Origin of the sequence: Methylobacterium ajmalii (assembly GCF_016613415.1) — a bacterium.
Taxonomy (GTDB): Bacteria; Pseudomonadota; Alphaproteobacteria; order Rhizobiales; family Beijerinckiaceae; genus Methylobacterium; species Methylobacterium ajmalii.
The window spans coordinates 1-20,456 of record NZ_JACWCT010000010.1 but is presented as its reverse complement, the minus strand read 5'-3'; the positions used below and the strand labels follow the sequence as shown (position 1 = coordinate 20,456).

Annotated in this window: 19 protein-coding genes and 1 pseudogene; 7 read left to right on the top strand and 13 right to left on the bottom strand. The window is 70.7% G+C overall.

The genetic code is table 11. The annotated features are described in order from the left end of the window. On the top strand, positions 1-739 hold a 739-nt coding region (locus tag HPY23_RS02055; protein ID WP_420891298.1), incomplete at its 5' end, for a thermonuclease family protein. 31 nt (positions 740-770) lie between these two features. On the opposite strand, the gene HPY23_RS02050 is transcribed toward HPY23_RS02055, so the two are convergent. From HPY23_RS02050 to HPY23_RS02025, 6 genes are all read right to left on the bottom strand, one after another. Beyond that, positions 771-1,490 (bottom strand): ABC transporter ATP-binding protein, encoded by a 720-nt coding sequence (locus HPY23_RS02050; RefSeq protein ID WP_091753282.1) that lies wholly within the window; start codon positions 1,488-1,490, stop codon positions 771-773. Further along, on the bottom strand, positions 1,487-2,281 hold the full coding sequence (locus tag HPY23_RS02045; RefSeq protein WP_091753281.1) for an ABC transporter ATP-binding protein: 795 nt from the start codon (positions 2,279-2,281) through the stop codon (positions 1,487-1,489). The genes HPY23_RS02050 and HPY23_RS02045 overlap by 4 nt, the downstream gene beginning before the upstream one ends. A 5-nt stretch (positions 2,282-2,286) precedes the next feature. Beyond that, a complete protein-coding gene (locus HPY23_RS02040) occupies positions 2,287-3,126 on the bottom strand; it encodes a branched-chain amino acid ABC transporter permease (protein ID WP_060846256.1) in 840 nt (279 codons plus the stop codon). A gap of 5 nt (positions 3,127-3,131) precedes the next feature. Continuing rightward, positions 3,132-4,013 (bottom strand): branched-chain amino acid ABC transporter permease, encoded by an 882-nt coding sequence (locus tag HPY23_RS02035; RefSeq protein ID WP_091887022.1) that lies wholly within the window; start codon positions 4,011-4,013, stop codon positions 3,132-3,134. A gap of 237 nt (positions 4,014-4,250) precedes the next feature. Further along, positions 4,251-5,381 carry an ABC transporter substrate-binding protein gene (locus tag HPY23_RS02030; RefSeq protein ID WP_236012482.1) on the bottom strand — a complete coding sequence of 377 codons (1,131 nt, stop codon included), beginning with the start codon at positions 5,379-5,381 and terminating at the stop codon, positions 4,251-4,253. A 219-nt stretch (positions 5,382-5,600) separates the two neighbouring features. Further along, on the bottom strand, positions 5,601-6,089 hold the full coding sequence (locus HPY23_RS02025) for an META domain-containing protein (protein WP_060849246.1): 489 nt from the start codon (positions 6,087-6,089) through the stop codon (positions 5,601-5,603). A gap of 258 nt (positions 6,090-6,347) precedes the next feature. Here HPY23_RS02025 and HPY23_RS02020 point away from each other — a divergent pair, with 258 nt between their 5' ends. Continuing rightward, positions 6,348-6,641: a helix-turn-helix domain-containing protein gene (locus HPY23_RS02020; protein WP_060846253.1), complete on the top strand. Its 294-nt coding sequence runs from the start codon at positions 6,348-6,350 to the stop codon at positions 6,639-6,641. A gap of 29 nt (positions 6,642-6,670) precedes the next feature. Here HPY23_RS02020 and HPY23_RS02015 read toward each other — a convergent pair whose 3' ends face one another. The 5 genes from HPY23_RS02015 to HPY23_RS01995 form a co-directional block, all read right to left on the bottom strand. Continuing rightward, the gene (locus HPY23_RS02015) at positions 6,671-7,888 is read right to left on the bottom strand and encodes an NAD(P)/FAD-dependent oxidoreductase (protein ID WP_091887026.1); all 1,218 of its coding nucleotides are present in this window, start codon (positions 7,886-7,888) and stop codon (positions 6,671-6,673) included. Positions 7,889-8,026: 138 nt separating this feature from the next. Beyond that, on the bottom strand, positions 8,027-9,040 hold the full coding sequence (locus HPY23_RS02010; RefSeq protein WP_091887028.1) for a zinc-dependent alcohol dehydrogenase family protein: 1,014 nt from the start codon (positions 9,038-9,040) through the stop codon (positions 8,027-8,029). 127 nt (positions 9,041-9,167) lie between these two features. After that, positions 9,168-9,962, bottom strand: a complete 795-nt coding sequence (locus HPY23_RS02005) for an ABC transporter ATP-binding protein (RefSeq protein WP_091887030.1) — start codon at positions 9,960-9,962, stop codon at positions 9,168-9,170. Next, entirely contained in the window at positions 9,962-10,735 is a 774-nt protein-coding gene (locus HPY23_RS02000) for an ABC transporter permease (RefSeq protein WP_091887084.1), read from the bottom strand. The genes HPY23_RS02005 and HPY23_RS02000 overlap by 1 nt, the downstream gene beginning before the upstream one ends. A gap of 5 nt (positions 10,736-10,740) precedes the next feature. Continuing rightward, entirely contained in the window at positions 10,741-11,682 is a 942-nt protein-coding gene (locus tag HPY23_RS01995; RefSeq protein ID WP_091887032.1) for an ABC transporter substrate-binding protein, read from the bottom strand. A gap of 184 nt (positions 11,683-11,866) precedes the next feature. On the opposite strand from HPY23_RS01995, the gene HPY23_RS01990 reads away from it, so the two are divergent. Further along, complete coding sequence (locus tag HPY23_RS01990) at positions 11,867-12,898, top strand: SDR family oxidoreductase (protein WP_091887034.1); 1,032 nt, start codon at positions 11,867-11,869, stop codon at positions 12,896-12,898. Between the two features lie 68 nt (positions 12,899-12,966). Here the strand turns inward: HPY23_RS01990 and rnd are convergent, their stop codons facing one another. After that, positions 12,967-14,127 carry a ribonuclease D gene (gene rnd / locus HPY23_RS01985; protein ID WP_060846247.1) on the bottom strand — a complete coding sequence of 387 codons (1,161 nt, stop codon included), beginning with the start codon at positions 14,125-14,127 and terminating at the stop codon, positions 12,967-12,969. Between the two features lie 95 nt (positions 14,128-14,222). Continuing rightward, the gene (locus HPY23_RS01980) at positions 14,223-14,684 is read right to left on the bottom strand and encodes a hypothetical protein (protein ID WP_236012483.1); all 462 of its coding nucleotides are present in this window, start codon (positions 14,682-14,684) and stop codon (positions 14,223-14,225) included. 348 nt (positions 14,685-15,032) lie between these two features. Here HPY23_RS01980 and aspS point away from each other — a divergent pair, with 348 nt between their 5' ends. The 4 genes and pseudogenes from aspS to HPY23_RS01960 all read left to right on the top strand — a co-directional run. Next, positions 15,033-16,847, top strand: coding sequence for an aspartate--tRNA ligase (gene aspS, locus HPY23_RS01975; protein WP_091887036.1), 1,815 nt, complete (start codon positions 15,033-15,035; stop codon positions 16,845-16,847). A gap of 9 nt (positions 16,848-16,856) precedes the next feature. Then, on the top strand, positions 16,857-17,756 hold the full coding sequence (locus tag HPY23_RS01970) for a glycosyltransferase family 2 protein (RefSeq protein ID WP_091887038.1): 900 nt from the start codon (positions 16,857-16,859) through the stop codon (positions 17,754-17,756). Beyond that, the gene (locus HPY23_RS01965; protein ID WP_091887040.1) at positions 17,750-18,802 is read left to right on the top strand and encodes an acyltransferase family protein; all 1,053 of its coding nucleotides are present in this window, start codon (positions 17,750-17,752) and stop codon (positions 18,800-18,802) included. The genes HPY23_RS01970 and HPY23_RS01965 overlap by 7 nt, the downstream gene beginning before the upstream one ends. Before the next feature lie 708 nt (positions 18,803-19,510). Then, a pseudogene (locus HPY23_RS01960) lies at positions 19,511-20,349 on the top strand (IS3 family transposase); the annotation flags it as partial. Between the last annotated feature and the right edge of the window lie 107 nt (positions 20,350-20,456).

Genomic DNA, 20,456 nt, shown 5'->3' with positions numbered 1-20,456 from the left:
GCGCGACACGCCGGAGGCGCGGCGGGCGGGGAGCGCGAGCCTGCGCCATCTCGGCCGCGACGGCCGCCCGGTCTACGACCGCGTCGTCGCCGGTCCGGCGCCGGCGGCGGAGCGGCGCACCGCCCTGCTGGCGCTGCTCGCAGGCCTCGCCCGTCCTCCCGAGGGCGCCGACGACCCGGCGAGCCGGGACGGCCTGTTCGTCGGGACGATCGGCGACCTCCTCGTCGGCACGATCGTGTCGAGCAGCGCGGCCGAGAACGGTGCCGGCGACGGGCCCGAGGCGCTGTTCCAGGACGTGGCGGCGCAATGGGCCAAGGCTCACCCGGCCCCGCCCGCCCCCGAAGCGCGTGAGACCGCACGCGAGACCGGGAGCACGGCCCGCAGTTCCGCCCGTCCGGCCTGGCAGAATCCCGGCGAGCGTACGGCCCCGAGCCTCACCGGCGTGCCGCGGGTGATCGATACCGGGCGGCTGCGCCTCGACGGGCAGGCGGTGCGGCTCGCCGGCGTCGAGGGCCAGGGCGGAAGCTACGCCCGCGAGTTCCGCCAGTACCTGCGCCGGCGCGAGGTGACGTGCCAGCCGGTCGGCGGCCCCGACCTCTACCGCTGCCGCGCCGGCGAGCAGGACCTGTCCGAGGTGGTGCTGTTCAACGGCGGCGGCCGCGCCGCGCCGGGCGCCCCGCAGGAATTGCAGGCGGCGGAAGCGAACGCCAAGGCGCGCAAGGCGGGGGTGTGGCAGTGAGCTCGGAAGCCGGCGTGAGGGCGCAAAGCCCTCACACCCCGAGATACGCCGCCGTCACCTCCGGGTTGCGGGCGATCTCCGCCGCCTGGCCCTGGAGGCGGATGCGGCCGGTCTCGAGCACGTAGGCGTAATCGGCGATGGCGAGCGCCGCGCTGGCATTCTGCTCGACGAGCAGGATCGTGCGCCCCTCGGCCCGCAGCGAGGCGATGATGGAAAAAATCTCGTCGACGATGAGGGGGGCGAGGCCCATCGAGGGCTCGTCCAGCAGCAGCAGCACCGGCTCGGCCATCAGCGCGCGGCCCATCGCGAGCATCTGCTGCTCGCCGCCCGACAGGTAGCCCGCCTGCTGGCGCAGCCGCTCGGCGAGCCGCGGGAACCGCGCCTCGACCGCCGCCTGGCGTCGCGCGGCCTCGGGGCCCGGGACGTGGTAGGCGCCGAGCCGCAGGTTCTCCGCCACCGTCATGTTGGCGAAGACCTGGCGGCCCTCCGGCACCTGGACGATGCCGCGGCGCGCGATGCGGTGGGCCGCCTCGCCGGCGATGTCGACGGGGGATTCGTCGCCGAACAGCACCCGGCCGGACCTGGGCTTCATCAGGCCCGACAGGCTGCGCAGGATCGTGGTCTTGCCGGCACCGTTCGAGCCGATCAGCGACACGATGCTGCCGCGCCGCACCGTCAGGCCGATGCCGTGGACCACGTCGGCCCGGCCGTAGCCGAGGCGCAGGCCCTCGACCGCCAGAAGTTCGCTCACGAGACCGCTCCCCGGCTCACGCTGACCTCGTGGCTGCCGGTGCCCAGATAGGCCTCGATCACCGCCGGGTGGGCGCGCACCTCGGCCGGCGTGCCGTCGGCGATGCGGCGGCCGAAATTCAGGACCGTCAGCCGGTCGCACAGGCTCATCACCAGGGGCATGTCGTGCTCGACGAGCAGCAGGGTCAGGCCGCGCTCGTCGCGCAGGCGCCGCAGGAGGCCGAGGAGAGCGTGGGTCTCGGCCGGGTTCATGCCGGCGGCCGGCTCGTCGAGGAGGACGAGGCGCGGCTCGCAGGCCAGCGCCCGGGCGATCTCGAGCCGGCGCTGGTCGCCGTAGGGCAGGTCGCCGGCGCGGGCGTTCGCCGCCTCCGACAGGCCGACGAAAGCCAGGAGGTCGCGCGCCTTGGCCTTGGCCTGACGCTCCTCGGCCCGGAAGCCGGGCCCGCGCAAGAGAATGCCCCAGGTCGAGGACAGGCGCGTGTGCAGGCCCGTCATCACGTTCTCCAGCACCGTCATCTCGGAGAAGATGCGGATGTTCTGGAACGTGCGGGCCAAGCCCAGCGCCGTGCGCCGGTAGGGCGCCAGCCCGTCGAGGGGCTGGTCGCCGAGGCGCACGCTGCCGGCGCTGGGAGCGAGCACGCCGGAGACGAGGTTGAACAGGGTGGTCTTGCCGGCGCCGTTCGGGCCGATCAGCCCGTGGACGGTGCCGGGCTGGACCGCGAAGTCGACCGAATCGACCGCGACGAGCCCCTGGAAGCGGCGGGTGAGGCCCTGGACGGTGAGCAGTGCCATGGTCGTCAGCCGGTCCGGGCGATGCGCCAGGGCAGGATGCCCCGCGGCATGAAGAGGACGGCGAGCACGATGATCAGGCCGTTCACCATCAGGCGGAAATCGGCGAGCGGGCGCAGCACCTCGGGCAGCAGGGTCAGGATGGTCGAGCCCAGCACCGGCGCCAGGGGCGAACCGATGCCGCCCAGCAGCGCGTAGCTCAGGATCGTCACCGCGGCCTCGAACCCGTACTCGTTGGGGCCGATGAACGAGGAGACGTGGGCCGAGAGGCAGCCCGCCACCCCGGCCATCGCCGAGGACACGACCAGCGCCACCAGCCGGTAGCGCGGCAGGTTCACGCCCATCACGCCGGCCGCCGCCTCGTCCTCGCGCATCGCCTCCATGGCGCGGCCGACGCGGGAGCGCGCCACCAGCGTCAGGCCGACGAGCAGCACGACGAGCGTGCCGTAGATCGCCAAGACGCCGCCGCGCTCCGGGATGCTGGAGAGGCCGAGCGCGCCGCCGGCATAGTCCCAGTTGAGGAAGACGATGCGGGTGATCTCGCCGAGCCCGATCGTCGCGATGGCGAGGTAGACGCCGGTGAGCCGGAGCGTCGGCCCGCCGACGACCAGCGCCAGCAGGGCCGGCACCACGGCCGAGGCCAGCATGGCGACGCCGAACGGCACGCCGAACTTCACCGAGAGCAGGGCGCCGGTATAGGCGCCGACGCCCATGAAGGCGGCCTGGCCGAGCGAGAGCTGGCCCACCGCCAGCACCACGTAGACCGACAGGGCCAGGATGCCGTTCACGCCGATCGCGTGGATCAGGCTCTGGTAGGTCCAGTAGAAGTCGTCGAGGGCTTCCCACATGACGATCAGGCCCGCTTGGCGGCGGCGCGGCCGAACAGGCCGAGCGGACGGAACCACAGGGTGGCGACGAGGAGCGCGAAGGCGATCATGTCCTTGAGGGTCGAGGAGAGGTAGGCGGCGGTGAGCACCTCGGCGAGGCCGAGGATGAGGCCGGCGAGCAGCGCGCCGCGCAGGTCGCCGAGGCCGCCCACGATGATGACGGCAAAGCCGCGCAGCATCATGTGCTCGCCCATGAAGGGCTGGATGGCGTTGAAGTTGAGCCCGACCAGCACGCCGGCCGCGCCCCCGATGGCGCCGGACAGGAACGACACCACCCGCAGCATCAGGGCGCCGTTGATGCCCATGAGCGCGGCGGCATCCGGGTTCTCGGCCACCGCCCGGATCGCGAGCCCGATCCGCGAGCCGCGCACGAGCGCGAGCAGCGCCAGCATCAGCACGATGGCGGCGGCGAGGATCAGGATCTGGGTCGTGCCGACCCGCACGTCGCCGAGGCTGTAGGCGCCGCCCGAAAACACCTCGGCGGGAAAGCGCCGGATCTCGGTGCCGAGCGCCGCCGCCATGCCGGCATAGAGGAAGAGCGTGGCGCCCAGCGTCACCATCAGGGACGAGAGCTCGGGCGCCTTGGCCTTGCGCAGGCGGGTGAGGAGCAGCGTGTCGAGGAGAATTGCGATGAGGCCCGCGATCAGCGCGCCGACGGGGAGCGCCGCCCAGATCGGCAGGCCGAGTCCTTGCGTGCTCCAGAGCGCCGCGAAGGCGCCGAGCGCGAAGTAGACCCCGTAGGTGAGGTTGATGACGCCCATCACCCCGAACATCAGCGTGAAGCCGATGGCGAAGAGGGCATAGGTCGCGCCGAGCACGACGCCGTTGACGAGCTGCTGCTCAAGCATGGGGCTGCTGGGAGTTCGATGGGCGCCCGGCGCCCGCTGCGGTCCGGCTTCAGGGCCGAACAGGATGACGAGGGCGCGACGTGGCCGATATCGCGCGGCGGGTCAATCGGTGGGGGGCACTGTCGGAGGACGGGAGGTATTACCACGCATCCCATCGTGAACCGGGTGCCGTGCGCATTCCCTCTCCCCGCGGGCGGGGAGAGGAGTTTTTCCGCGTCTCGACAGTAATCGAGTTTCTTACTGCAGCAGCTGGAACTTGCCGCCCTTCATCACCAGCACCACCACGCCGGAGGTATCGGCCGGGTCGCGGGTGTCGGAGAACGAGAACGGGCCCATCACGCCGGTGTGCTTCACCTTGATCAGCGCGTCCTTGATCTTCTCGGAATCGGGCGCACCGGCCGCGTCGATCGCCTTGGCGACGATGAACAGGGTGTCGTAGGCCTGGGCCGCGAACTGGTCGGGCTGGTCGCCGCCGTACTTGTCCTTGAAGGCGTTGACGAAGGCCTGGTTGGCCGCGTCCGGCTTGCCGATGAACCAAGGGCTGCCGACCAGCGTGCCGTCCGCCGCCTTGCCGGCGATGTCGCCGAGCTTGGGCGAGTTCAGGCCGTTGCCGCCGATGAAGAACACCTTGTCGGGAATGCCGAGCTGACGCGCCTGGAGCTCGATGCCCGAGGCCGCCTCGACCAGCGCCGACAGCACGATCGCGTCGGGGTTCAGCGCCTTGATCTTGGTGAGCTGGGCGGAGAAGTCCGAATCCTTCGAGCCGAAGGTCTCGGTGGTCAGGGTCTCGATGCCGAGCTTCTCGAGCGAGGCCTTCATCACGTCGTAGGCCGACTTGGTGAAGGCATCGTCGTTGCCGTACATTACGGCGACGCGCTTGATGCCGAACTTCGTCTGCGCGGTCTTGAGCGTGACCGGGATGACGTCGGATTCCGGCAGCGAGGTGCGGAAGACGTAGGGGCCGATCGCCGTGATGCCGTTGGCGGTCGTCGAGGTGCCGACGATCGGCACCTTGCGCTCGTTGGCGACGGGGCCGGCGGCGAACATCTCGTTCGACAGGGTGGGGCCGAGGATCAGCGGAACCTTGTCGCGGCCGATCAGCTTGCGGGCGGCGTTGAGCGCCTGCTCCTTGGCGCCGGCCGAATCCTCGTAGGCGAGGGCCAGCGGTCGGCCGCCGAGCACGCCGCCGGCCTTGTTGATGTCGGCGAGCGCGAGGTCGAAGCCGCGCTGGATGGCGATGCCGTAACGGCTGTTCGGACCGGTCAGGATCTCGATCGCGCCGAGCTTCACCGGGGTCTTGTCCTGCGCCAGCGCGCCGGTCAGGCCGCTCCCCAGCATCGCCGCCGCGAGCAGCATTCTCCTCGACATCGACCGCATCCCGGTTCCTCCTCGCATCCGCTCTTCTGGTTTAGGCCGCATCGGTACCGCGCCTGCGGCGGGAGCCGAGGCCCGGACCGTCGCGCCGGACGGACGAGAGCGCCTTAAAGCACTGGACCACGGAGGTAAATCGTTTCCGGCGGCCTTCCCATGCGCGAACGGCCCCGCCGAGGGGCGAGGCCGTCGTGGCATGCGGCGAAAGGATGATTCTCAGAGAGCGCGGTCGAAGCGCAACTCGCCGGCCTGGCTCTTGATCACCAGCTGCGAGCCGACGAGGTCCCACTGGCCCGAGGTGCGGAGCGCAGTGAAGAACTGCATCTCGGAGGCGCCGACCGCCTTGTCGCAGCTGCGCTTGGTCAGCGCCAGCGGGCCGACCGCGAGGTGCTGCTCCTTGAGCGGGAAGGCGGTCGCCGCGAAGGTGTTGCAGCCGCCGAAGCCGCGGGCGCGGTACTGCTTGTCGATGATGAAGCTCGGCCGGTCGGCGCCGGCGAAGGGCTTGCCGTTGAGGCTGACCGCGGTCCAGGTCGAATCGAGCGGGAAGACCTTTTCCTGCGCCTTCATCGGCGGGATGTATTGCGGCTGTGCCGCCTTGTCCCGGTTCTTCTGGCCGTAGCCCATCATGTTCTGGGCCGAAGCCTGCGTGGCGGACGCCAACAGCGCGACGGCACCGGCGGCCAGCGCAACCTGCATCGCCTTCATCGCATTCCCCATTGCATTGTCGTGTTGATCGCGGACCGTAGAGAGGGCCCTGCACGCCTGCAACCCCGGCCGCCGGCGCGGATGGCCCGCATCGGCATCTTGCCGACGACTGTTGCATTTATGCGGCAAGCTTGGCGGTAATGTGGCAGGTCTCACGAAAGCTTGCCGGTGTGGCAACGAAAGCGGGGCCGCGTCGTTAGCCAGGACGGCGCGCCGCCGAGGCGCGGCAAACCCATACCAGGCGGGGGACGAGAGTCAGTGAACGGCGGAGACGACATCACGGCGGCGCAGCTGCGCCGGGGGCGTGACCTGCTGGGCTGGTCGGAGGACGATCTGGCCCTGCGCGCCAACGTCGACGCGCAGAGCATCCGGCAGTTCGAGGCGGGCCAGTATCCGCCCTCGCCCCAGCAGCGCACCGCGATCCGCGGTGCCCTGGTCGCTGCGGGCGTGGAGCTGACCGGGGGCGCGGTCCCCGACGCCCGGCTGCGCCCGGACGACGCGCCCGACAAGGGCATCCCCCCGAGCGAGCTCACCACCGAGAACGACCGGTAGGGGGGTCCGGGGCGCCGCATCGGGGCGCCTCACCCCAGCGCCAGCGCCTTGAGGTCGAAGCCGGGATCCGCCGCCTGGTCGGGCGTCAGGCCCCGGCCGGCCTGGAGCAGGCGCCGGGCGATCATGTGGTCCGCCGGGCGGTTGAGCGATTCGACGCTCGCCAGCCGCCCGTCCCGGTAGCGGAAGACCGAGACGCCCGCGCCGGGTGCGTCCCGGCGCACCGCCTGGTCCTGCGGCCCGGACAGGCCGGCGATCTGGAGCTTGAGCGGGCCCTGGTCGCTCCAGAACCACGGCACCGCCGCGAAGGCGGCGGGCCGGCCGGCGAGGCGGGCGGCGAGGCAGCGGGCGCCGTCGACGGCGTTCTGCACCGATTCGATCCGCACCCGGGCACCGTCGGCATGCGGCGAGGGGAAGCTGGCGCAGTCGCCGATCGCCGAGATCGCGGGATCCTCGGTGGCGAGCATCGCATCGACCGCGACCCCGTTCTCGACCCGCAGGCCGGCCGAGGCCGCCAGCGCGTCGTTGGGGATCACCCCGATTCCGACGAGGACCAGGTCGGCGGCGACCTCGCGCCCGTCCGCCAGCGCGACGGCGCGGGCGCGCTCCGGCCCGACGATGCGCGAGACCGCACTGCCGAACAGGAACCGCACCCCGGCCGCGACGTGCGAGGCCTCGATCAGCGCCGCCATGTCGGCGGAGACCGCCCGGGCGAGGGGACGGTCCAGCCCCTCGATCACCGTGACGGGCATCCCGGCCTGGGCGCAGACCGCCGCGAATTCGAGCCCGATGAAGCCCGCCCCCACCACCGCGACCGAAGTCGCCCCGGCGAGGGCCGCCTTGAGGGCGTCGGCCTCCGCGAGCGTGCGCAGCTGGTGGACACCGGGCAGGTCGGCGCCCGGCACCGGCAACGGGCGGTTGCGCGCGCCCGCCGCCAGGACGAGGTGGTCGTAGGGCAGGGTCTCGCCCGAGGCGAGGAGGAGGCGGCGGCCGGCGCGATCGATGGCGGCCGCCCGCTCGCCGCCGCGCACGCTCAGCCGGTGCTCGGCGAAGTAGGCCTCCGGCCGCAGCGACAGGCCGGCCGCGTCGGTCTTGCCGAGCATGTAGGCCTTCGACAGGGGCGGGCGGCCATAGGGCAGGCCCGGCTCGTCGCCGACCAGGGTCACCGGGCCGGCATAGCCGTTCTCCCGCAGGGAGGCCCCGAGCTGAAAGCCGGCCTGGCCGGTGCCGACCACCACGATTCCGTTCATGACGAGCCCATATCCCGGATGCCGCGGCGCCGTCGAGCGCGGGAATGCGCGGCCAGGGGTACGGCCGGGCGCCGCAGGCTCTTACGACGTGCCGCAGGCTCTTACGACGTGCCGCAGGCCCTTGCGAGGCGCCCGGGACTACCAGGCGACGCAGAGCTTGCCGAAATGGCTCCCGCTCTCCTGGTGGCGGAAGGCCTCGGGCAGTTCCGCGAAGGCGTAGGTGCGGTCGATCACCGGGCGGATCCCGGTCCGGTCGAGGGCCGCGACGTAGTCCTGCTGCTGGCGCCGGCTGCCGACGATCAGACCCTGAAGCCGGGCCTGCTTGGCCATCAGCGCGGAGGTCGGCACCTCGCCGGCCCGCCCGGTGAGCACGCCGATCAGCGCGATGTGGCCGCCGACGCGGACCGCCTCGATCGACTGCGCGAGGGTACCGGGCCCACCGACCTCGACGACGTGATCGACGCCGACACCCCCGGTCCAGTCGCGCACCTGGCGGCCCCAATCGGGATGGGTACGGTAGTTGATCGTGTGGTCGGCGCCGAGCGCCTGCACCCGCTCGAGCTTGGCGTCGGAGGAGGAGGTGACGATCACCGCCGCCCCCATCGCCTTGGCGATCTGGAGCGCGGCGATCGAGACGCCGCCGGTGCCGAGCGCCAGCACCGTGTCGCCGGCCTTGAGCCCGCCATCACCGACCAGCGCCCGCCAGGCCGTGAGACCCGCGGTGGTGATAGTGGCGGATTCGGCCGGGCTCCAGCCCCGCGGCGCCTGCGTGAAGGCCCCGGCGGGCCGCACCGCGTGGGTCAGCGCGAAACCGTCGACGCCGTCGCCCGGGACGCGAGCGAAGTTGCCGACCGGCGCCTGCGGCAGCCCGTCGGTCCAATGCGGGAAGAAGCAGGAGACGACCCGGTCGCCCGGGACGAAGTCGGTGACGCCCGCACCGACCGCCTCGACGGTGCCGGCCCCGTCCGACATCAGGATGCGACCGTCCTCGGCCGGCGAGCGCCCGCTCGCCACGATCAGGTCGTGGAAGTTGAGCGAGGTCGCCCGGATCGCGACCCGGACCTCGCCGGGGCCGGGCTGGCCGGGATCGGGCCGCTCGGCGATCTCCAGGCGGTCGAGGCCGCCGGGTTGTCGGACGACGAAAGCCTTCATGCGATCCTCCTGACCGGTCGCCACCGCTTGAGGGCGGGACCCGGGTTCGAGCCAGGGGGACGCAGTTAGTTCATAGGCCGGCGGATTCGAGCGGAGCTAGGTGGATTTCGATCGGCCGTGGCCGTCCTCAATGCGCCGTCGCCGCCAGCACCGCCTCGGCCCGGATCTCCTCGGTGAGCTGCGCCTTCAGCCGCGAGAACTCGGGACTGGTCTTGAGGGTGTAGTGACGCGGATGGCCGAGATCGACCGGGACGTCGGCCTTGATGCGGCCGGGCCGGGCCGTCATCACGATCACCCGCGAGGCCATGAAGATCGCCTCCTCGATGTCGTGGGTGACGAAGATCACGGTCTTGCGCTCGCGCTCCCAGATGCCGAGCAGCAGTTCCTGCATCAGCCCGCGGGTCTGGTTGTCGAGCGCGCCGAAGGGCTCGTCGAGGAGCAGGATGGCGGGGTCGTTGGCGAGCGCCCGGGCGATGGCGGTGCGCTGCTGCATGCCGCCGGAGAGCTGCTTGGGGTAATGCCCCTCGAAGCCGCGCAGACCCACCTTGTCGATGTAGGCCGCGACGATCTCGCGGCGCCGGCCCGCCGGCACCCCGCGCTCGCGCAGGCCGAAGCCGATATTCTCCGCGATCGTGAGCCAGGGAAACAGGGTGTAGGACTGGAACACCATGCCCCGGTCGGGGCCGGGCCCGCGGACCTCGCGGCCTCCGACCAGGACGCGGCCGGCGCTCGGCCGGTCGAGCCCGGCGATGATGCGCAAGAGCGTCGACTTCCCGCACCCCGAGGGCCCCAGGATGGTGATGAAGTCGTTCTTGGCGACGGTGAGGTCGGTGGGGGAGAGGGCCTGGACGGGCTTCCCGCCGCGGTGGCCGGGAAAGACCCGCGCCACGCCTTCGACCGCGACCTCGATGGTGTCCCGCATCAGGCGAGCTTCCAGGGAAACAGGAGCCGGTTGGCCGCCTTGAACAGGAAGTCCGAGACGAGGCCGATCAGCCCGATGACGATGATGCCGAAGATGATCTGGCCGGTGGCGAGCAGGGCCTGGCTCTCGATGATCATGTGGCCGATGCCCGAGGACGAGCCGATCAGCTCGGCGACGATGACGTAGGTCCAGGCCCAGCCGAGCACGAGGCGCAGGATCTCGGCGATCTCCGGGGCGGTCGCCGGGATGAGCACCCGGCGGATGATGCCGGCGTCGCTCGCTCCCAGCGTGTAGGCCGCCTCGACGAGGTCGCGCCGGACCTGGCCGACCGCGACCGCGATCATCAGGATCAGCTGGAACACCGAGCCGATGAAGATGACGAGCAGCTTCTGCGTCTCGCCGATGCCGGCCCACAGGATCAGCAGCGGCACGAAGGCGGAGGCCGGCAGGTAGCGGGCGAAGGAGACGAAGGGCTCGAAGAACGCCTCGACCGGCTTGTAGGCCCCCATCATCACGCCGAGCGGCACCGCGATCAGGGAGGCGAGCAGGAAGCCGCCGACCACCCGGTACACCGTGATGCCGATATCCGACAGGAAGTCGAACCGGGTCAGCAGCAGCCAGCCGTCCTGCACCATGGTGACGGGGTCGGCCAGGAAGGTCCTGGGCACCAGCCCGCCGAGCGTCGCGGCGGCCCAGGCCGCCACGAACAGCACGAAGAAGCTCAGGCCCAGAAGAACCTTCGCCGGGCCGCCGACCGGCTGCAGCGGGCGCAAGCCGGTCACTGCACGAAGCGCGGATCGGCGAGGGCGGCGATGTCGGGCTTCTGCCGGATCACGCCGATCTCGAGCAGCAGGTCGGCCGCCTGCTCGGAGAACTTCTGGATCTCGCCGGCGAAGAACGCCTTGTTGGCGGCGCGATCCTGCCAGCGCAGGAACTGCGCCGACTTGCCGAAGGCCTCACCGGTCTGCTTCACGTCGGCGCCCATGATCTCGTAGGATTTTTGCGGATCCTTGGCGATCATGTCGAGCGCCTCGAAGTAGCTGTCGGCGAGCGCCTTGGCGGCCTTCGGATTCTGGTCGAGGAACTCGGGCGTGCAGCCGAAGGTGTCCATCACCATCGGGTAGTCGAGGGTGGTGGCGATGATCTTGCCCGATTGCGGCGCGGCGCGCACCGAGGACAGGTAGGGCTCGTAGGTCATCGCGGCGTCGTTCTGGCCGGCGATGAACGCTTGCGCGGCCGGACCCGGCTCCATGTTGACGACCTTCACGTCCTTGAGCGACAGGCCGTTGGCCTTGAGGATCCAGGCCAGCCCGAAATACGGGGCGGTACCGGGCACCGAGGCCGCCACGGTCTTGCCCTTCAGATCCTTGATCGCGGCGACGTCGTTGCGCACGGCGAGGCCGTCGGCCCCGTAGGACTTGTCGAGCTGGAAGATCTGCTTCGTCGGCACGCCGTTGGCGTTCCACACCACCCAGGTCTCGACCGTGGTGGCGGCGCATTGCACGTCGCCGGAGCGGATGGCGAGGTGGCGGCTCGCCTGCGGGATCTTCTTGAGCGAGACGTCGAGGCCGTTCTTCTTGAAGATGCCGGCTTCCTTGGCGAGCGTCAGGGGAGCAAAGCCCGTCCAGCCCGACAGGCCGACGGTGACCTTCGTCTCCTGGGCGAGCGCCGGCCCCGCCAGCGCGACCGCTCCCAGCAAACCTGCCGCCAACGCCTTCATCGTCCCCTCCCGCCCGGGCCTTCCGGTCGCGCCCGTCGTACCGGCGCCCGGCCCATGTGTATAGACATAACAGCGGGCAGACTGCCCGCCGATCCGGCACGTCCCCGTCTTCCCGAACTCCCTGCACCCGGAAGCGCCCCAGCGCGTTGTCGGGGCTGACGCAGGTGTCGCGAGGAGCAATCGGATGAGCGGAACAACGCGCCCCACCGTCGTGGTGACCGGCGGCAGCGCCGGGGTCGGGCGCGCCGTGGCGGCGGCCTTCGGGCGCCGGGGCTGGAACGTCGGCATCGTCGCGCGGGGACGGGCCGGGATCGCGGCGGCGGTCGCGGAGGTCGAGGCGGCCGGCGGCCGGGCGCTCGGCTACCGCGCCGACGTCGCCGACCCGAAGGCGGTGGAGCGGGCGGCGGATGCCTTCGCGGAGGAGTTCGGCGGCATCGACGTCTGGGTCAACAACGCGATGGTGACGGTCTACGCCGAGGTCGGGCAGATGACCGCGGAGGAGTTCCAGCGCGTCACCGACGTCACCTATCTCGGCCAGGTCCACGGCACGCTGGCGGCGCTGCGCCACATGAAAGCCTCGGACCGGGGCACCATCGTGCATGTCGGCTCGGCGCTCGCCTACCGGTCGATCCCGCTGCAATCGGCCTATTGCGCCGCCAAGGCGGCGGTGCGCGGCTTCGTCGACAGCCTGCGCACCGAGTTGCTGCATCGTCGCAGCCGCATCCGCCTGACGATGGTGCAGCTGCCGGCGGTGAACACGCCGCAATTCGACTGGGCCCGCTCGCGCCTGCCGCGCAAGCTCGAGCCGGTGCCGCCGATCTTCCAGCCCGAGGCGATCGCCGAGGAGATCGTGCGGGCCGCCCACGACGCGCCGCGGGAACTCTGGATCGGCACCCCGTCCTGGCTCGCGATCTTCGGCGCGCAGGCCGCACCGGCCTTCACCGACCATTACCTCGCCCGCCACGGCTACCGGGGCGAGATGACGTCGCATGCGGCGCGGCGGGGCCGGCCCGACAACCTGTTCGAGCCGGTCGACGCCAAGCGCGACCACGGTGCCCACGGCCGGTTCGACGCGCAGGCCAAGGACCGGGTCGTCGCCGCGGACCCGATGTGGCTGCATATCGGCCTGATCGCGGCAGCCGGGCTGATCGGCGGGACGGCACTGGCGGCGGCGCGGCGCAGTGGCCGGCGGGAGCCCCGCATCGCCGGCCGCTGAGGCCGCGACGGGCAAGGAGGGGCCTTGCGGAACCGGCGTCGCCACCGGTCCCCGCGAGGGCTCCGCTCTCAGGCCTCGGGCAGCTCGCGCACCACCACGCGGCCGCCCTCGGCCGACAGGGCCAGGCGGCCGGCCTTGAGGGCCAGCGCCTTCTCGCCGAACAGGCCGCGGCGCCAGCCGTGCAGCACCGGCACGTCGGCGGCGCCGTCCTCGGCCAGGGCCTCGAGGTCGTCCACGGTGGCGATGATCTTGGGCGCGACGCGCTCCTCCTCGCAGACCGCCTTGAGCAGCACCTTGAGGAGCTCGACCAGCGCGCCGTTGCCGCCGCTGCGGGCGCGGCCGCGCTCGGGGGTCGGCACCGAGGCGGGATCGCGCGACAGGCCGCGCTCGACGGCGGCCAGGATGTCGGTGCCGGTGCGCGAGCGCTCGAACCCGGCGGGGATCGTGCGCAGGCGCCCCAGCGCCTCGACGCTGCGGGGCGCCGAGGTGGCGATGTCGATCACCGCCTCGTCCTTCAGGATGCGCCCGCGCGGCACGTTGCGGGTCTGCGCCTCGCGCTCGCGCCAGGCCGCCACCTCCATCAGCACCGCGATCTCGCGGGCCTTGCGCATCCGGGAGCTCAGGCGCTTCCAGGCATGCTCCGGGTCGGCCCGGTAGGTGTCGGGGGAGGTGAGGACCGCCATCTCCTCGTCGAGCCAGGCGCCGCGGTCGGTCGCGATCAGCTCGCGCGCCAGCACCTCGTAGACCTTGATCAGGTGGGTGACGTCCGAGAGCGCGTAGCTCAGCTGCGCGTCCGAGAGCGGCCGGCGCGACCAGTCGGTGAAGCGCGACGACTTGTCGATCTTCGCCTTGGCGACGTCGTTGACGAGCTGCTCGTAGGACACCGAGTCGCCGTAGCCGCAGACCATCGCGGCGACCTGCGTGTCGAAGAACGGCTGCGGCAGGAGCCCGCCGAGCAGCCAGATGATCTCGAGGTCCTGGCGGGCCGAATGGAAGACCTTCAGCACGCCCTCGTCGCCCATCAGCGCGAAGAACGGCGCGAGGTCGATGTCGGGCGCCAGCGGGTCGACGAGCGCGGTCGATCCGTCCGGTGCCGCGATCTGGATCAGGCACAGCTTCGGATAGTAGGTCGTCTCGCGCATGAACTCCGTGTCGACGGTCACGAAGGGTTGCGTGGCAAAGCGCGAGCAGACCGAGGCGAGGTCTTCCGTCGAAGTAATCAGCTTCATGGGTCCGGCTATAGCGGAGCCGGTCGCCCAGCGCGAGACGCCGCGAGACGCCGGCACCGTGGGTTATGGGGATTGGGCGCCGCGGACAGCGAAAATCACGCGGCGCGGGCTTTCCCGCCGGGACGAACCGCCTCGGGCCGAGCCGCCTCGGGCAAGGTCTTCCGGCGCAGGGCCGCCGCGCGGGCCCGCCGCGCCGCTTCCGCCCGGCGGGTGAGCCAGTCGAGGATGTTGTGCTCGACCCGCTCGCCGGTGTCCCGGTCGGTCAGGCGGTGGATGCGGTCGGCGCGAAAGCCCCGGTAGCCGTCCCGGTCCCGGTCGGTGCCGCCGACCAGCACCCGGCCGGGACCGATCTTCAGCTCGCGCGCCTGCAGCCGGCGCACGCTCCAGGCGCCGTTGCCGTCCTCGTAGACGAGCTCGAACCGGCCCTCGATCGGCAGGACCCGCCAGGCGCCGTCCTGGCGTTCGACGAACGCGGGCGGGCGTTCGACGAATGCGTTCTGGCGTTCGATGAACGCGGGCGGGCCTTCGTGGACGGCGTCGTGGTGGTCGACGGGCATGGCGCAGGCCTCCGGTGGCGCAGTCCGGGTCGCCGCGGGGGCATCCCGGGGTGGATCCGGCAGGGTGTCGGGCAAGGGGTCCGGGTGCGGCTCGAAGGAGCCGAAAAAGCTGTGCTGATCCATGGGGATAATATAATTGTTCGCTTTTTGTTCCACAAGCGGGAATGCGCCCCCGCCGAGGCCCCGCGCTTGACTTCGTTCCCCCCTTCGCGAATGGGTGCCGCACACTCTGGCGTGCGGGCGGACTACCCGCGCGCCCGGCCTGCCAGCCCGGTCGAGACGGCCGAGATCCTGGCAAGGGTCCCGGCAAGACATCTGGCAAGAATTCTGGACAGCGAAGACACGCCCATGCACCGCTATCGTTCCCATACCTGCGGGGCGCTCCGCCCGTCCGACGTCGGCGCGACCGTCCGCCTCTCCGGCTGGTGCCACCGCGTCCGCGACCATGGCGGCGTGCTGTTCATCGACCTGCGCGACCATTACGGCATCACGCAATGCGTGATCGATCCCGATTCCGCGGCCTTCAAGGCGGCGGAAGCCGTGCGCTCGGAGTGGGTGATCCGCATCGACGGGCGGGTGCGCCAGCGCCCCGCCGGCACCGAGAACGCGGAACTGCCGACCGGCGCGGTCGAGGTCTACATCACCGACCTCGAGGTGCTGGGCGCCGCGGCCGAACTGCCGATGCCGGTCTTCGGCGACCAGGAATACCCGGAGGAGACGCGGCTCAAGTACCGCTTCCTCGACCTGCGCCGCGAGAAGCTGCACGCCAACATCATGCGCCGCGGCGCGATCATCGATTCGCTGCGCCGGCGGATGCGCGAGGGCGGGTTCTTCGAGTTCCAGACCCCGATCCTCACCGCCTCCTCGCCGGAGGGCGCGCGCGACTTCCTGGTGCCGTCGCGCCTGCATCCGGGCAAGTTCTACGCCCTGCCGCAGGCCCCGCAGCAGTTCAAGCAGCTGACGATGATCGCCGGCTTCGACCGGTACTTCCAGATCGCGCCGTGCTTCCGCGACGAGGACGCCCGGGCCGACCGCTCGCCGGGCGAGTTCTACCAGCTCGACATCGAGATGAGCTTCGTCACCCAGGAAGACGTCTTCCAGGCGGTGGAGCCGGTGCTGCGCTCGGTGTTCGAGGAATTCGCCGAGGGCAAGCGCGTCTCGCCGAGCTTCGTGCGCATCCCCTACGCCGAGGCGATGCTGAAATACGGTGTCGACAAGCCGGACCTGCGCAACCCGCTCGTCATCGCCGACGTGACGGACGAGTTCCTGCGCGAGGACGTGACCTTCAACGCGTTCAAGAACGCCATCAAGGCCGGCGGCGTGGTCAGGGCGGTGCCCGCCCCCGGCGCCGCCTCGCAGCCGCGCTCGTTCTTCGACAAGCTCAACGACTGGGCCCGCTCCGAGGGCGCGCCCGGCCTCGGCTACATCGTGTTCGAGGAGGAGGGCGGGACGCTCACCGGCCGCGGGCCGATCGCCAAGTTCGTGCCGGCGGAGGCGCAAGCCGCCATCGCCGCCAAGGCCGGGCTCAAGGCCGGCGACGCGGTGTTCTTCTCCGCCGGGCCCGAGGCCAAGGCGGCGGGGCTTGCCGGCAAGGCCCGCATCCGCGTCGGCGACGAATTGGCCCTGTCCGACAAGGACCAGTTCGCGTTCTGCTGGATCACCGACTTCCCGATGTACGAGTGGAACGAGGACGAGAAGCGGGTCGACTTCTCGCACAACCCGTTCTCGATGCCGAACTTCGACCACGACGCCTTCATGGCGCTCGATCCCGCCGACCACGCGACGATCCTCGGCATCAAGGCGTTCCAGTACGACATCGTCTGCAACGGCATCGAGCTGTCGTCGGGCGCGATCCGCAACCACCGCCCCGAGGTGATGGAGAAGGCCTTCGGCCTTGCCGGCTACCCCAAGGAGGTCCTGGAGGAGAAGTTCGGCGGCATGCTGAACGCGCTGAAGCTCGGCGCCCCCCCGCACGGCGGCATCGCGCCGGGTGTCGACCGCATCGTGATGCTGCTCTGCAACGAGCCGAACATCCGCGAGGTCGTGCTCTTCCCGATGAACCAGCGCGCCGAGGACCTGATGATGGGCGCGCCCTCCGAGGTCGGGCCCAAGCAGCTGCGCGAGCTGCACATCCGCCTCAACCTGCCGCAGAAGCAGGGCTGATCGGAGCCGGTGCCCGGTCTCGTCGCGGTCGTCGTCGCGCATGACAGTGCCGGCGTGTTGCCGGCCTGCCTCGCGGCGCTCGCCCGCGAGCACGTCCCGGCGCTCGTCGTCGACAACGCGAGCCGCGACGGCTCGGCGGACCTCGCCGCCACGCTGGGCGCGCGGGTGCTGCGGCTGCCCCGCAACGAGGGCTACGGCCGGGCCAATAATGCCGGCGTCTGGGCGGCGGGACGCGCCGAATACGCGCTGATCGTCAATCCGGACGTCGAGCTCCAGCCGGGCAGCGCCGACGCGCTGCTCGCCGCGGCCGAGGCCTATCCGGATGCCGGGCTGTTCGCGCCCCGCATCGTCGAGCCGGACGGGCGCTTCTTCTTCCAGCCGCGCTCGCTGCTCGCGCCCTACCTCACCAACCCGGGCGGTCGGCTCCATCCGCCGGAGGGCGATGCCTGCGCGCCGTTCCTGTCGGGCGCCTGCCTGATGGTACGCCGCGACCTCTTCCTGTCGCTCGGCGGGTTCGATCCGAACATCTTCCTGTTCTACGAGGACGACGACCTCTGCCGGCGCATCGCCGATGCGGGCCGGGCGCTCGTCCACGTCCACGGCGCGGTGGCCCTGCACGGCCGCGGCGCGTCGAGCGCCTCGGCGCCCGGCCGGGTGCGCCGCTCGCGCTGGCACCAGGCCTGGTCGCGATCCTACGTCTCGCGAAAGTACGGCCTGCCCGACCCCACGGGTGCGATGCTGGCGAAGAACGGCGTGAAGGCGCTGCTCGCCGCGCTCGCCTTCCGCCGCTCCGGGTTGGAGCGCTACGGCGGCTCGGTCGCCGGTGCCTGGGCGGCCCGCAACGGCCGCTCCGCGCTGGCGCAGGAGGGCCTGACGGAAACGCCGCCGCAGGAAGCCGCGCCGTGGTGACGGTCGCGGCCGGCCTCGACAGGCCGCACAACGCCTTCGGGGCGGTGCGCCTGGCGCTCGCGCTCCTCGTCGTGGTCTCGCACGGCTTCAGCGTGACCACCGGCGCCGTCCTCGACGAGCCGCTGGCGCGGCTGACCGGCTACACGCTCGGCGAGCACGCGGTGAACGGCTTCTTCGCCGTCTCGGGCTTCCTCGTCACCATGAGCCTCCTGCGCCGGGGGCCGCGCGACTACGTCGTCGCCCGGGCTTTGCGCATCGCCCCGGGGCTGGTGGCGGCGACGCTCGTCGTCTCGCTCGGCCTCGGCAGCCTGATGACGGCGCTGCCGCTCCCCGCCTACTGGGCCGATCCGGGCCTGTGGCGGTTCGTCCAGGGCACGCTCACCACCTTCAAGAGCAACGCCGCCCTGCCGGGGGTGTTCTCGGACAATCCGTTCCGTTTCCCGATGGGGACGGTCTGGACGCTCAAGTACGAGGTGCTGTGCTACCTCGGCCTCCTGGCGGCGGGGCTCCTGGGGACGCTGCGCTGGCGCTGGCTCTGCCCGTTGCTGATCGCCGGCCTCGCCGTCGCCCTGGCGGCGGCCGGGCTGCGCGCCGGCGAGATGCCGAAGGGCCTCGAGACCTCGTTGCGGCTGCCGCTGATCTTCGCCACCGGCGCGGCGCTCTTCCTCTACGCCGACCGGGCCCCGTTGAGCTGGCCGCTGGCGCTCGCGGGCCTCGTGCTGGCGGCTCTCCTGCACGGGACCGCCCTCTACCCGCCGGTGCTGTTCCTCGCCGAGGCCTACGCGGTGCTCTGCCTCGGCCTCATCCCCCCGGTGCGCCACCCGGCCCTCGACCCGCGGGCGGACCTCTCCTACGGCACCTACCTGTACGGCTGGCCGGTGCAGCAGGCCCTGCACGCGCTGATGCCCGCCGCCTCGGCCTGGGCGCTGCTCGGGCCGTCGCTGGTCCTCACGCTGGCGGTAGCAGCCCTGTCCTGGCACGTCGTCGAGCGGCCGGCGCTGGGGTGGAAGGCGCGGCTGATCGGGAAACGCGTGGCGGCGGCCTGAGGGCTTTCAATTGATCCGACAGCATTACGTCAGCCATGCGCACTAGAATCTATATCATAGGGCTATTATACATAATTATGTAGTGCGATAGTCCTCGTCGGCAACTCTGGAGGAAGCATGACGCGCCTTGCATGCAGATCGTGCGGGAGAATCTTGACTCTCTCGTGTGAGTGGGGCGACGTAGGCCAGCGAGATGAGTCCGTCGGCGACGAGCAGTCACCCGTTCCACCCGGATTAATAATTCGGATGAAAGAACGATCATCGAGCATGTTTCATGGGGGCGGCCATCAAACAAGCATCATTCGACTTGCCGCAATTAACGAATTCGCCTTAAATCCAAAATATGTAGTTGAAAATTCACTCGTATCTTGCGGAAAAGATTTCGGATGCTGCGGTTCCTCCGGGTGCGATGGGCCGAATCGAGCTTGCAAATGTGGAAAAGTCGTTGCAACTGAATGGAGCGATTGTTGGACATGGGCAGAAATACGTTTTATTTCAGATAATATCATAGAGACTGAATGATTCAGTCATATACTGCCGATCAAATTGAACACAACACGATCGTGATCTCGCCATGGTGGCAGTCTCAAAGGTCGCTTCGGGTGCCTCGACCCTGTCGGCATCGAGCACTTCCCGGAGCACCTGGTCAGCCCCCATCGGAGTGGTCCGCCCTGAAGTATGGCTTTGAGCCGACGGAGGACGGACGCGATGGGAACGAAGAAGCACAAACCGGAAGAGGTTGTGGCCAAGCTGCGGCAGGTGGACGTGCTGGTCTCGCAGGGGCAGAGCGTGGCAGACGCGATCCGGGGTATCGGCGTGACCGAGGTCACGTATTACCGCTGGCGCAAGGAGTTCGGCGGGCTGAAGTCCGACCAGGTGCGCCGGATGAAGGAGCTGGAGACCGTGAACCAGCGGCTGCGCAAGGCGATTGCGGATCTCACGCTCGACAAGCTGATCCTGCAGGAGGCCGCCCGGGGAAACTTCTGAGCCCCGCGCGCCGGCGCGCCTGCATCGAGCACGTCCGGACCGTGCTGACGGTCTCCGAGCGGCGCGCCTGTCGTGCACTCGGACAGCATCGCTCGACGCAGCGCAAGGTGCCGCGGGGGAGAGACGACGAGGCGGCGCTGCTGGCCGACCTGGTCGAGCTGGCGCGCCGGTACGGCCGCTACGGCTACCGCAAGATCGCCGCCCTGCTGCGGGCGGCGGGCTGGCTGGTCAACGACAAGCGGGTGGAGCGGCTGTGGCGGCAGGAGGGGCTGAAGGTACCGGCCCGTCAGCCCAGGAAGGGCCGGCTGTGGGACGGGGATGGCTCCTGTGTCCGGCTGCGGCCCGAGCACCGCAACCACGTCCGGTCCTACGACTTCGTCGAGGCGCGCACGCATGACGGGCGTAAGGTCCGCCTGCTGAACGTCATCGACGAGTTCACCCGCGAGTGCCTGGCGATCCGGGTAGCGCGCAAGCTCAAGGCACCGGACGTGGTCGATGTGCTCTCGGACTTGTTCATCCTGCGTGGCGTACCTGCGCACGTTCGCTCTGACAATGGACCGTAAGCGCTCGGTGAAGGCCGCCTTGTGGCTGTAGTGCTTTGCTCTGGATACAGGTGCTGGCGCCAGATGGCGCTGTATCGGCCCTGTGTCTGGACCTATGACCAACT

What these genes read in the sequence shown, in the direction of transcription:
- HPY23_RS02010 (WP_091887028.1), bottom strand. Translation starts at nt 9,040, where the DNA reads ATGAAGGCTTTCGTCGTCCGACAACCCGGCGGCCTCGACCGCCTGGAG.
- aspS (WP_091887036.1), top strand. Translation starts at nt 15,033, where the DNA reads ATGCACCGCTATCGTTCCCATACCTGCGGGGCGCTCCGCCCGTCCGAC.
- HPY23_RS02035 (WP_091887022.1), bottom strand. Translation starts at nt 4,013, where the DNA reads ATGCTTGAGCAGCAGCTCGTCAACGGCGTCGTGCTCGGCGCGACCTAT.
- HPY23_RS01980 (WP_236012483.1), bottom strand. Translation starts at nt 14,684, where the DNA reads ATGCCCGTCGACCACCACGACGCCGTCCACGAAGGCCCGCCCGCGTTC.
- HPY23_RS02005 (WP_091887030.1), bottom strand. Translation starts at nt 9,962, where the DNA reads ATGCGGGACACCATCGAGGTCGCGGTCGAAGGCGTGGCGCGGGTCTTT.
- HPY23_RS02040 (WP_060846256.1), bottom strand. Translation starts at nt 3,126, where the DNA reads ATGTGGGAAGCCCTCGACGACTTCTACTGGACCTACCAGAGCCTGATC.
- HPY23_RS01995 (WP_091887032.1), bottom strand. Translation starts at nt 11,682, where the DNA reads ATGAAGGCGTTGGCGGCAGGTTTGCTGGGAGCGGTCGCGCTGGCGGGG.
- HPY23_RS02025 (WP_060849246.1), bottom strand. Translation starts at nt 6,089, where the DNA reads ATGAAGGCGATGCAGGTTGCGCTGGCCGCCGGTGCCGTCGCGCTGTTG.
- HPY23_RS02045 (WP_091753281.1), bottom strand. Translation starts at nt 2,281, where the DNA reads ATGGCACTGCTCACCGTCCAGGGCCTCACCCGCCGCTTCCAGGGGCTC.
- rnd (WP_060846247.1), bottom strand. Translation starts at nt 14,127, where the DNA reads ATGAAGCTGATTACTTCGACGGAAGACCTCGCCTCGGTCTGCTCGCGC.
- HPY23_RS02030 (WP_236012482.1), bottom strand. Translation starts at nt 5,381, where the DNA reads ATGTCGAGGAGAATGCTGCTCGCGGCGGCGATGCTGGGGAGCGGCCTG.
- HPY23_RS01990 (WP_091887034.1), top strand. Translation starts at nt 11,867, where the DNA reads ATGAGCGGAACAACGCGCCCCACCGTCGTGGTGACCGGCGGCAGCGCC.
- HPY23_RS02015 (WP_091887026.1), bottom strand. Translation starts at nt 7,888, where the DNA reads ATGAACGGAATCGTGGTGGTCGGCACCGGCCAGGCCGGCTTTCAGCTC.